The sequence below is a fragment of the Vibrio sp. 1CM2L genome (assembly GCF_023161695.1).
GTDB classification, from domain to species: domain Bacteria; phylum Pseudomonadota; class Gammaproteobacteria; order Enterobacterales; family Vibrionaceae; genus Vibrio; species Vibrio coralliirubri.
Genome location: NZ_JALNTT010000015.1, coordinates 1 through 11379 on the forward strand (window position 1 = coordinate 1; position 11379 = coordinate 11379).

8 protein-coding genes and 2 tRNA genes are annotated in these 11379 nt (G+C 45.1%); 4 read left to right on the plus strand and 6 right to left on the minus strand.

The window, feature by feature from the left end; all coding sequences use genetic code 11:
- Window positions 1-164: 164 nt before the first annotated feature.
- Window positions 165-1055: an HTH-type transcriptional activator IlvY gene (ilvY, locus tag MSG34_RS23935; RefSeq protein ID WP_048612410.1), complete on the minus strand. Its 891-nt coding sequence runs from the start codon at window positions 1053-1055 to the stop codon at window positions 165-167.
- A gap of 146 nt (window positions 1056-1201) precedes the next feature.
- On the opposite strand from ilvY, the gene ilvC reads away from it, so the two are divergent.
- The gene (ilvC, locus tag MSG34_RS23940) at window positions 1202-2686 is read left to right on the plus strand and encodes a ketol-acid reductoisomerase (RefSeq protein WP_248339607.1); all 1485 of its coding nucleotides are present in this window, start codon (window positions 1202-1204) and stop codon (window positions 2684-2686) included.
- Window positions 2687-2960: 274 nt separating this feature from the next.
- On the opposite strand, the gene MSG34_RS23945 is transcribed toward ilvC, so the two are convergent.
- The 4 genes from MSG34_RS23945 to MSG34_RS23960 form a co-directional block, all read right to left on the minus strand.
- The gene (locus MSG34_RS23945; RefSeq protein ID WP_009848085.1) at window positions 2961-3212 is read right to left on the minus strand and encodes an accessory factor UbiK family protein; all 252 of its coding nucleotides are present in this window, start codon (window positions 3210-3212) and stop codon (window positions 2961-2963) included.
- Window positions 3213-3331: 119 nt separating this feature from the next.
- Entirely contained in the window at window positions 3332-6454 is a 3123-nt protein-coding gene (locus tag MSG34_RS23950) for a multidrug efflux RND transporter permease subunit (protein WP_048612411.1), read from the minus strand.
- An 11-nt stretch (window positions 6455-6465) separates the two neighbouring features.
- The gene (locus tag MSG34_RS23955) at window positions 6466-7572 is read right to left on the minus strand and encodes an efflux RND transporter periplasmic adaptor subunit (RefSeq protein ID WP_017629443.1); all 1107 of its coding nucleotides are present in this window, start codon (window positions 7570-7572) and stop codon (window positions 6466-6468) included.
- A gap of 18 nt (window positions 7573-7590) precedes the next feature.
- A complete protein-coding gene (locus MSG34_RS23960) occupies window positions 7591-8172 on the minus strand; it encodes a TetR/AcrR family transcriptional regulator (protein WP_017629442.1) in 582 nt (193 codons plus the stop codon).
- Window positions 8173-8352: 180 nt separating this feature from the next.
- Here MSG34_RS23960 and rep point away from each other — a divergent pair, with 180 nt between their 5' ends.
- Complete coding sequence (gene rep / locus MSG34_RS23965; RefSeq protein ID WP_017061960.1) at window positions 8353-10371, plus strand: DNA helicase Rep; 2019 nt, start codon at window positions 8353-8355, stop codon at window positions 10369-10371.
- A 96-nt stretch (window positions 10372-10467) separates the two neighbouring features.
- Here rep and MSG34_RS23970 read toward each other — a convergent pair whose 3' ends face one another.
- Window positions 10468-10881: a cytochrome c5 family protein gene (locus tag MSG34_RS23970; RefSeq protein ID WP_017063036.1), complete on the minus strand. Its 414-nt coding sequence runs from the start codon at window positions 10879-10881 to the stop codon at window positions 10468-10470.
- Window positions 10882-11179: 298 nt separating this feature from the next.
- Between MSG34_RS23970 and MSG34_RS23975 the strand changes: the two genes are divergently transcribed.
- Window positions 11180-11256: transfer RNA gene (locus MSG34_RS23975), tRNA-Arg, on the plus strand.
- 48 nt (window positions 11257-11304) lie between these two features.
- A tRNA-His gene (locus tag MSG34_RS23980) sits at window positions 11305-11377 on the plus strand.
- The last annotated feature ends 2 nt before the right edge of the window (window positions 11378-11379 follow it).

The window sequence follows — 11379 nt, forward strand, 5'->3', positions numbered from 1 at the left end:
AATAGCGGTTCTAGGGTTCAAATCCCTATCCCTCCACCACCATTGAAAAGCCCGCTGAGAAATCAGCGGGCTTTTTTCATATCTGTCGTTTAGCAAAACAAAAAAGAGCACTAACGTGCTCTTTACCTGTGACCCCACACCTGTTATTTATCACTTATAGGTAACTAGTCTTGCAGGTACTTTCCTTCGGCGACCTGCCAAAATGCTCTAATTAATGGGTTTTCTAATTGTGCACGCTTACAGCACACCCCTAGTTCAAATGGTTTGATTGGCTCTATCTTTAAACGGTCTACTTTGTCACGTACCGGACTGTTGTTGATGACGACATCTGGAGCAATACCAACCCCACAACCAAGAGCAACCATACTGACGATCGCTTCATGCCCTGATACCTGAGCGTAAATATTGGGTTTTATCTTCATCTTTTTGAACCATGCGTTCGCACGTTCTCGGGCAGTTCCTGCTTCTGGGATGATAAAAGGCACTTCATTCCAGTTTGGTTTATCAGATTGCAGCTGTTGGCTAAAGCTACTCACGCCAGATGGAATGATGACTGACAGTGGAATATCGCTGATGGTCTCGAATTCTAACCTTGAAGGAAGGATGTCTGGCTTTGCTGAGATAGCGATATCCGCTTCATCGTTTAAGATCTTGTCGATGGATTGTGCTGGATCGCCAGTAGAGAGCTTAAATTCAATATACGGATGAATAGCCCTAAATTCGGTTATGAGTTCAGGTAGGTGACTGTAGCTAGCCGTTACTGAACAAAATATACGTATCTCACCTTTAAGCTCTTGCTCTCCGCCCTTCAGATGAAGGTTATATTGCTGCCATTCTCCCACAATGCTCAATGCTACAGGCAATAGGTGTTTTCCTGCTGGGGTCAGATCAACACTGCGGTTGTCTCTGATTAGCAGTTCTTGTCCTGTTTCCTCTTCAAGCTTTTGTATCTGACGGCTCAGCGCTGAAGGACTGACGTGCATAGCAGCAGCGGTTTTGCTGAAACTCTTGCTGTCGCATAAATGTATAAATAATTGTAGAGATTTTATGTTCATGTTCTGCGATCGTTTCCATGTTGCATTTATTGCAATAACTAATTGTGAATATATCACTTTCAGCAACGGAGTGTCTGTTTTAGTATGAAGTCATTCGATAGAGAGATATCGACCTTACGGACTTATTTTTAAAGGAGTGCCCTAGAATGGTTAACTATTTCAATACATTAAACCTTCGTGAACAACTAGACCAATTAGGTCGTTGCCGCTTTATGGATCGTGAAGAATTCGCGACAGAAGCTGAATACCTTGAAGGTAAGAAAATCGTAATTGTTGGTTGTGGTGCTCAAGGCCTAAACCAAGGTCTAAACATGCGTGATTCTGGTCTAGACGTATCTTACGCTCTACGCCAAGCGGCAATTGATGAAAAGCGTCAATCATTCAAAAATGCTGATGAAAACGGCTTTGTTGTGGGTAGCTACGAAACTCTAATCCCTCAAGCAGACCTAGTAATCAACCTTACTCCTGATAAGCAACACACAAACGTTGTTGAAACAGTAATGCCTCTAATGAAGCAAGGCGCTGCTCTTGGTTACTCTCACGGCTTTAACGTTGTGGAAGAAGGCATGCAATTACGTGCTGACCTTACTGTAGTAATGGTTGCACCTAAGTGTCCAGGTTCTGAAGTTCGCGAAGAGTACAAGCGTGGCTTCGGTGTACCAACACTTATCGCTGTTCACCCTGAAAATGATCCTAAAGGTGAAGGTTGGGATATCGCTAAAGCTTGGGCTGCAGGTACTGGTGGTCACCGTGCTGGTTGCCTAGAGTCTTCTTTTGTAGCGGAAGTTAAATCTGACCTGATGGGTGAGCAAACAATCCTTTGTGGCATGCTACAAGCTGGTTCTATCGTATCTTACGAGAAGATGATCGCTGATGGCATCGAACCTGGCTACGCAGGCAAACTTCTACAATACGGTTGGGAAACGATTACTGAAGCACTAAAGTTTGGTGGCGTAACTCACATGATGGATCGCCTATCTAACCCAGCTAAAGTTAAAGCGTTTGAGCTTTCTGAAGAGCTTAAAGACCTAATGCGTCCGCTTTACAACAAGCACATGGATGACATCATCTCTGGTCACTTCTCTAGCACAATGATGGCTGACTGGGCGAACGATGACGTGAACCTACTAGGCTGGCGTGAAGAGACAGGCGAAACGGCATTCGAAAACTACCCAGCTTCTGACGTAGAAATCTCAGAGCAAGAGTACTTCGACAACGGTATCCTAATGGTTGCTATGGTTCGTGCTGGTGTTGAGCTAGCATTCGAAGCTATGACGGCATCAGGCATTATTGATGAGTCTGCTTACTACGAGTCTCTACATGAGCTTCCACTAATCGCAAACACAGTTGCTCGTAAGCGTCTTTACGAAATGAACGTTGTAATCTCTGATACTGCTGAGTACGGTAACTACCTATTCGCTAACGTAGCAACACCGCTACTACGTGAGAAGTTCATGCCTTCAGTAGCGACAGACGTAATCGGCCGTGGTCTAGGTGAAACATCTAACCAAGTTGATAACGCTAAGCTAATTGAAGTTAACGAAGCTATTCGTAACCACCCTGTAGAGTACATTGGTGAAGAGCTACGTAGCTACATGAGCGACATGAAGCGTATCGCTGTAGGCGGTTAATGAGTCTCTTAGATACTGACAAATTTGCAGAAAAAGCGAAGCAGTATCATTAGCTCCTTACTGGTTGGAGTTATAAATAAGCAACACAACATCTAATAGAAAGGCTTGGTCGCCGTTGACCAAGCCTTTTTGCTTTTAGGAACATAGACTTATAAGTCAATTGAATGAACATTGCTTGATAGGTCTTCGTCGACTTGCAGTTCTTGATTGATCCTCAGAAATACAAAAGGGTTGGTGCTTTCACACCAACCCTTTCAGTTTTCTTGCTTTACGCTTACTTGTCGGCAATCTTTGCTTCTAAGTCCGCTAGCTTTTGTTCCATTTCAGTCAGCTTTTGGCGAGTGCGCAGTAGTACTTGTGTTTGAACATCAAACTCTTCACGGCTCACAACGTCTAGCTTGTTTAGTTGGCCTTGGATAACCTGGCGAACTTTTTGATCTACGTCTGAACCAAGCTCTTTTACTGGTTGAGGCATAGAATCGTGGATCTGTTTAGCAATCTGCTCTAGTTTTTTTGGATCAAACATATCAATTAAAACTCCTGAATATTTACCACTATTCTATTTAATCACACTTGAGATGTCGCCTATGGCGTATAAAAAAAGGCCACCGAAGTAGCCTTTTTATTGTTAATACGACTTAGCGATTACTTATTATCAGCTAATTCTCTGTGTGCTGCTTTTGCTTCATCGACGCGAGCTAGCTTTTCTAGATCTTTGTCTTCAACAAATACAGGTAGAGGTTTGTGTTTTTCAGCCAAGTAGCTGTAAATTACTGGCAGTACAAATAGCGTGAAGATAGTACCAATCGCTAGACCTGCAACGATTACGATACCAATACTAAAGCGCTGAGCTGCACCCGCACCACTTGCGTACATCAGTGGGATTAGACCCGCGATCATCGCAGCTGTAGTCATCAAGATTGGACGAAGACGAACCTTCGCAGCTTCCATTACCGCTTCGATACGAGTCTTGTGATGATGCAACTGTTCTTCTTTTGCAACTTCACAGATCAAGATACCGTGCTTGGTAATTAGGCCGACCAAGGTGATCAAACCTACTTGCGAGTAGATGTTCATCGTTGCCGCGCCCCAGGCCAGAGCTATTAGGGCACCACAGATCGCCAGTGGTACAGATACCATGATAACCAGTGGATCTTTCAGAGATTCAAACTGAATCGCCAGTACCAAGAAGATGATAGCCAGTGCTAGACCAAAGGTCGCGTAAAGTGCGCTACCTTCAGTTACGTATTGGCGTGCTTCACCCATGTAATCGTGGTTGTAGCCACTTGGAAGCTTATTCGCCGCCGTGTCTTCAAACCATGCAATTGCATCACCCATTGCAGCGCCTGGAGCAGGTACTGCACCAATCGTAGCTGAGTTCAATTGGTTGAAGTGAGGAAGAGAGCGAGGCTCTGCCACAACATCAATCGTAATTAAACTGCCTAGTGGTACAGCATTGCCATCCGCAGCACGTACGTAGTAGTTATTCATCGATTCTGGGTTCAAACGGAATTTACGTTCAACCTGAGGGATAACCTCGTAAGAACGACCATTCAAGTCGATACGGTTTACGTAGCCATCTGACATCATGGTACCTAGCGTGATACCGATATCTTGCATGGTCACGCCGTATGCGCCCGCTTTATCTTTGTCGATGTGTACTTTCATCGTTGCTGAGTCGTAGTTCAGATCGAGATCCGAGTATACGAACAGTGGGTTTGTCGCTACATCAGTCAAAATGTCAGTGGTGATCTGGAACAAGCTCTCAAAACTGTTTGGCGTTGTAATAACAAACTGAATTGGAAGACCTGAACCTGCACCAGGTAGTTCTGGCATCTGGAAGGCGGTTACTGCCATTCCTGGAACATCTTTAACAAGCTCACCTACACGGTTTGCTACTTCTGATTGACTCGTTTCACGTTCACTCCAAGGCACCATAGATGCGATACCAAACGCTTGGTTTGCATTAGGCACACCTGTAAATACCTGTGCGTAAGCCACTTCTGGCTGATCAGACAGAATTTTGTTTACATCGTTCATGGTATTTTGCATGAAGTCTAAGTTTGCATTCGATGGTGCAGTACCCATCAGCATGATTACACCTTTATCTTCTGAAGGTGCTAATTCACTAGGGATGAACTTAAACAGCATCGGCAAGCTTGCAAATACGATGATCGCAAAGCCAATGAACACTGGACGGTGATTCATAACCGCACCAAGCATACGCTCGTAACGGTTAGTCATACCATCCAAAACGCTATGAACTTTCTGCTCAAACTTGCTCGGCTCAGCGTGAGCTTTTAGCATTTTTGAACACATCATTGGTGATAGCGTTAGTGCCACGATACCCGATACAAATACAGAACCGGCTAGGGTTAATGCGAACTCTTTAAATAGCGAGCCCGTGATACCACCCATCATCGCGATTGGAGCGTATACCGCACCTAGCGTTAGTGTCATTGCGATAACAGGCACCGCAATTTCACGAGTACCGATGATCGCCGCGCGGAAAGGGGACTCTCCGAGCTTGATATGCCTGTCGACGTTCTCAAGTACTACGATCGCATCATCTACCACCAGACCGATGGCGAGTACCATTGCCAGTAGCGTCATCAGGTTCCAAGAGAAGCCCATTGCCTGCATTACCATTGCCACACCAATCAAAGACAGTGGGATAGTAACGATAGGGATCAGTACCGCTCGGAATGAACCTAGGAACAAGGTAATTACGATCAATACGATTAATGCCGCTTCAAGAATGGTCTTGATAACCTCTTGAATTGACTCGTTAATCGCAATGGTTGAATCGTACATTACGTTCATAGAGATGTTGCTTGGTAGGTTCTTCTCTAGTTGAGGAAGAAGCTCAAGTACATCTGCAGCGATGTTGATTGGGTTCGCACTTGGTGCCGCATTAATTGCTGCAACAACCGCTTCCTGACCGTTTGCACTTGCACGGTAAACGTCGTGGCTTTTCTCTAGAGAAACCTTAGCGATGTCAGACAGACGAATAATCTCACCTTCACCACTTCTAACGACTAAGTTCTCTAACTCTTCAGTGTTCGATACTTGCGTGTCGGCACTGCCGTTATAAAGAACAAATTCACCCGTTGCTTGACCCGTAGCTGATTGGTAGTTGTTCGCATCCAATACCGCCATAACGTCAGTTGCAGTTAGGTTTACCGCCGCCATTTTTGATGGATCTAGCCACACGCGCAGTGCGTATTTCATACCACCATATAGGTCAACTTTAGAAACACCATTTACCGTGAATAGTTGCGGGTTGATTACACGCTCTAGATAGTCGGTAATTTGGCTCGACACCAACTCATCACTGGTAAAACCAATGTAGAGTACAGCCGTCGTTGAACCGGTAGACATGGTTACGGTTGGATCTTCGGCTTCTTTAGGAAGCTGAGAACGCACCGAGTTAGTCTTGGCCAGTATGTCAGACAGCGCCGCATTCGGGTCGGTGTTCAACTTCATGTTAACGGTAATAGTAGAGCTACCGAGCACAGAAGAAGAAGTCATATAGTCGATGTTATCCGCTTGAGCCACAGCCTGTTCGAGGGGCTGGGTGATAAAGCCTTGGATAAGATCAGCACTTGCACCGTAGTAACTCGTGGTTACGGTTACGACGGTATTCGTCATTTCAGGGTATTCACGCACCTGCATTTTGAAGATTGCTTGTAAGCCAAGCAGCGCAATCAAAAAGCTGATGGATACCGCTAGAACTGGACGTTTAATAAAAACATCAGTAAAGCGCATTGTGCCTCCAGTTACAGCTTAGGTGTTTCAGATGGTGGAGTGATTGCATCACTTTCAACAACCTTAACTTTGGCACCGTTACTTAGACGTACTTGGCCAGAAGTTACAACCGTATCGCCGGCTTTAACACCTTCAAGGATGTGTGCAATATCAGCTGTACGCTCACCTACTTTTACAACATGTTGAGCAACACGTTGAACGCCGTCTTCTTCAGTCAGGATGTAAACATTGTCACCGTATAGAGTGAAAGTAATCGCTGTTTGAGGCAGAGTTACTTGGTTCTCTAGTTTAGGCAGAATGATGTTAGCGCGAGCGAACATACCGCTACGAAGCTTGCCATCATTATTTGGAATGTCTGCTTGAACTTGGATAAGACCACTTTGGATGCTTACTGCGGGTTCAATTGCACTGATAGAGCCTTCAAACGGTGTCTCTGGGTAAGCATCAACAAAGATGTCGATAGCCTGACCAACATTGATTCGAGAGATATCTGTTTGAGAAACCGTGAAGCGCAGGCGCATGACACTGGTATCTTCTAAACGAACGATATCGGTACCCGATTGTAGGTATTGGCCTAGGTATACGTTACGAATACCAACAGTACCGTCGAATGGCGCGCGAATTTCACGACGCTCGATCGATGCCTTTAGGCTTTCAATGTCAGCAGATAGAGAGAAGTAGTTTGCTTCTGCTTCATCGTACGCTTCTTTAGAGATAGAACCTTTCTTGAATAGACCTTGGTAACGCTTGTACTTTGCTTTCGCAGCAGGCAAACGAGCTTCAGAACTCTTTAGGTTTGCTTTCTCTACGTCAGAGTCAAGACGTACCAGTTGCTGACCATTCTTAACATCAGTACCTGATTCGAAAGAGATCTGGTCAATAACACCGCTGGTTTCGTTCGCTAGTGTCACACCTTGGTTAGGTTCGATGAAGCCGATAGCTTCAATCACTGGAACCCAGTCGATCGGCTGAACTTCAGTTACCGTTACTGGAAACTCTGGTTCAGGGCGGTTGGCCATATACTCAGCAATTTTTTGTTGTTTGAACATGTTAAACCCAATAACGCTGCCGAAAAGTAGTACAGCGATGAGTAACATGAAGAAAGTCCACTTTTTCATTATGGTCAAAACTCCGATCTAGTGTTTAATTATTGCGTCCCAACTGGCTTCGATTGCAGATTCTAGTTCTGCCTCATCAAGTTGGTAAAATCCTAAAGAATGCTTGCGTGCTAGAGAAACACTAGCCGCCAAGCTCAATCCACCTAATACTTCATTGTTAAGTGGTTTAAACAATCCTTGTTCTTTCCCCTCATTAAATAGCAGCTCAACTTGGGCAAACATTTTACGTTCTAGTTCCCTGAAGTTTAGGCTATTTGTGATGGGTAGAGAGTCATACTGAACCCGATTTTTTATTGCGGCTAAATTCGTTCCTGCTAAGTTCCATATGTTCAACCACATAGTACGGTAGCGTTGTTTAATTGGATCCGAATCATTAACCCCTTCTTGAACAGCATCAGCTACTCTTTGAGTCACGAGCATTCGAACATCTTCTATCAAATGCTCTTTATCATCGAAGTAGCGATAGATAGTGCCTGCAGCCACTCCCGCTTCTTTGGCTAATTTTTGCATTGAAAGGCCTTGGAAACCGACCTCTGCAATTAGCTTTTCAGCTGCAGAAAGTATTTGCTGGCGTTTATCCCGAGGTGCATGAGTTGTCATATTTCAATCACCAATGAATGAACGTTCATTCATTATAGCCTAATAACCACACACATGTGCAACAAAGTTTTACATAATCAGCGTAAAAATCTTGTATAAGAGAACGTAGCATTCGTGCTGTTGCAGCATTATTATAGGCGCGCAATTGAATTCGCCCCTCTAGACCAAACTGAGACTCAAATGAAACTGAACCCAAGACAAGATGAAGCCGTGAAATATGTTTCGGGCCCCTGCTTAGTATTAGCGGGCGCTGGATCCGGTAAAACACGTGTTATCACCAATAAAATTGCTTACTTGGTTCAAGAGTGTGGCTATAAGGCGCGCAATATTGCAGCGGTGACCTTTACTAATAAAGCGGCACGCGAGATGAAAGAGCGTGTTGGGCAAACTCTAGGTAAGGGCGAATCGAAAGGGCTGATTGTTTCGACTTTTCATACCATGGGCTTAACCATCATTCGTCGTGAATACAAAGCGCTAGGTTTGAAAGCGGGCTTCTCTCTGTTTGATGACCAAGACCAGTTAGCGCTATTAAAAGAGCTAACAGAGAGACAGATTGATGGTGATAAGGATTTGCTGCGCGCTTTAATGAGCACCATTTCGAATTGGAAAAATGACATGCTGACGCCAGATCAGGCGAAAGCACGTGCTCAAGGCGAACAAGAGCAGTTGTTTGCATTCTGTTTTGAGATGTACCAGAAGCAGATGAAGGCATACAACGCACTCGATTTTGATGATCTGATTGCGATGCCGGTATTACTACTGAAAACCAATCAAGAGGTGCGTGAGCGCTGGCAGTCGCGTATCCGTTATTTGCTGGTCGATGAATACCAAGATACCAACACCAGCCAATATGAGTTGGTTCGTTTACTGGTGGGAGAGCGTGGTCGCTTGACGGTAGTAGGTGACGATGACCAATCTATCTATTCATGGCGTGGTGCAAAACCGCAAAACTTGGTGTTGTTGGGTGAGGACTATCCGAATCTTCGTTTGATCAAACTCGAGCAAAACTATCGTTCAACCAGTCGAATCTTACGTGCGGCGAACATCTTGATCGCCAACAACCCACACGTTTATGAAAAGTCACTGTTCTCAGAGATCCCAGACGGTGAAAAGCTCAAGGTACTGAACGCTAAGAATGAAGAGCATGAAGCCGAGCGTATTACCGGTGAGATCATCGCTCATAAGTTTTTGAACCGTACTGAATATAAAGATTACGCAGTGCTTTACCGTGGTAACCACCAATCTCGCTTGATAGAGAAAGCCTTGATGCAGAACCGTGTGCCTTACAAGATCTCTGGCGGTACCTCTTTCTTTGCGAGAGCCGAGATTAAAGACATCATGGCTTACCTACGTGTGTTGGTGAACCCTGATGATGACAACGCCTTCTTACGTATTGTAAACACACCGCGTCGTGAGATTGGTCCGGTGACGCTTGAGAAATTAGGCAGTTACGCCAATATGCGTGGTAAGAGCCTGTTTGAAGCCAGCTTTGAGATGGGCTTAGAGCAGACACTGACAGGGCGTGGTTTAGAAAATCTACGCCGTTTCGGTGACTGGATTGTTCGTATCTCAGATAATGCAGAGCGTGGCAACACGGTTGAAGCCGTTCGTTCTTTGGTTCGTGACATCAACTACGAAGATTGGTTGTACGAAACCTCAGCGAGCCCGAAAGCCGCTGAAATGCGAATGAAGAACGTCTCTGATCTCTATAGTTGGATTGTGGCCGATCTTGAGGGTGACAACTACGACAAAGAAGAGAAAACCCTGCGCGAGGTGGTTCAACGTTTAACGCTGCGCGATATGATGGAGCGTGGTGAGGATGATGACGATGCAGATCAAGTCCAATTAATGACATTGCATGCATCGAAAGGCCTAGAGTTCCCGTATGTATTCCTGATGGGAGCAGAAGAGGGCATCTTGCCGCACCAAACCAGTGTTGATGAAGGCAACGTAGAAGAAGAACGTCGTCTTATGTATGTGGGGATTACTCGAGCGCAGAAAGAGCTGACTTTTACTAAGTGTCGTGAACGTCGTCAATATGGTGAATTGATTAAGCCAACACAAAGCCGCTTTCTAGACGAGCTGCCGCACGATGATGTGGAGTGGGAAAGCGTTAAGAAGCCTCAATCTGCTGAAGAAAGAATGGAAAAAGGGCAGGCGCACATTGCGAATATTCGAGCGATGTTCAACAAGAAGTAATGCCCTACTTCAATAGCACTATATAGAAGCCAATAAAAAAGGTGACCATGAGGTCACCTTTTTTGAATCTGGCATTTTTAATTATAGATCGGTAAATTACAGACCGGCAATCATGTGCTCGATAGCATCTTTGATTTCGTCGTCTGAACAGTCCATACATGAACCTTTCGCTGGCATCGCATTGAAACCGTTGATTGCGTGGTCAGCTAGGATGTCGCGACCTTGAGCAATACGAGGACCCCAGTCACCAGCATCACCTGTTTTAGGTGCGCCACTTACGCCAGATGCGTGACAAGCGATACAAAAGGTACCGTAAACTGCTGCGCCATCACGAGGGCCTGTTGGTTCTGCGGCTACTGGCTCGCTGCCGACTAGGTAAACTTGGCCAACTGGTTTGATGCGTTCAGCAATTGCATCGTGCTCTGCTTCGCTAAGGCCTGCAGCCATTGCGCCAGTTGAAAAGGTTAAAACTGCGATGACAACGCTTAAAATTCGACGAGACATATCCATTAAACTCACTTTACATTCCCAAGGTAAGTACATGCTTACCAATTTATAGTGTTGGAAGGGTGTTTTGGCTTTAACCAGCAAAGAGCAACTGTTAAACCAATGTAAATAATGGGTGATTATATCCCGATAAGTTGTTGCAATAAACAACAACTTATAAGCTGTGGCGGGTTGTAGTACTCAAATAAGGGGTTTATCACATATTAACTGTCGAAAAAGAGACCAAACAGAAAAAAAAGTTAAAAAAGTACTAGACGGCATTGGGTGATATACGTATTATTCCACTCCGCCGACAGGGCATGCGCCTGTAGCTCAGCTGGATAGAGCGTTGGCCTCCGGAGCCAAAGGCCGAAGGTTCGAATCCTTTCAGGCGCGCCATCCGGTCTCTTACTTCGGTAAGCGAGAAATTGGCAAAAAGAAACAATGGTGGCTATAGCTCAGTTGGTAGAGCCCTGGATTGTGATTCCGGTGGTCGCGAGTTCGAATCTCGTTAGCCACCCC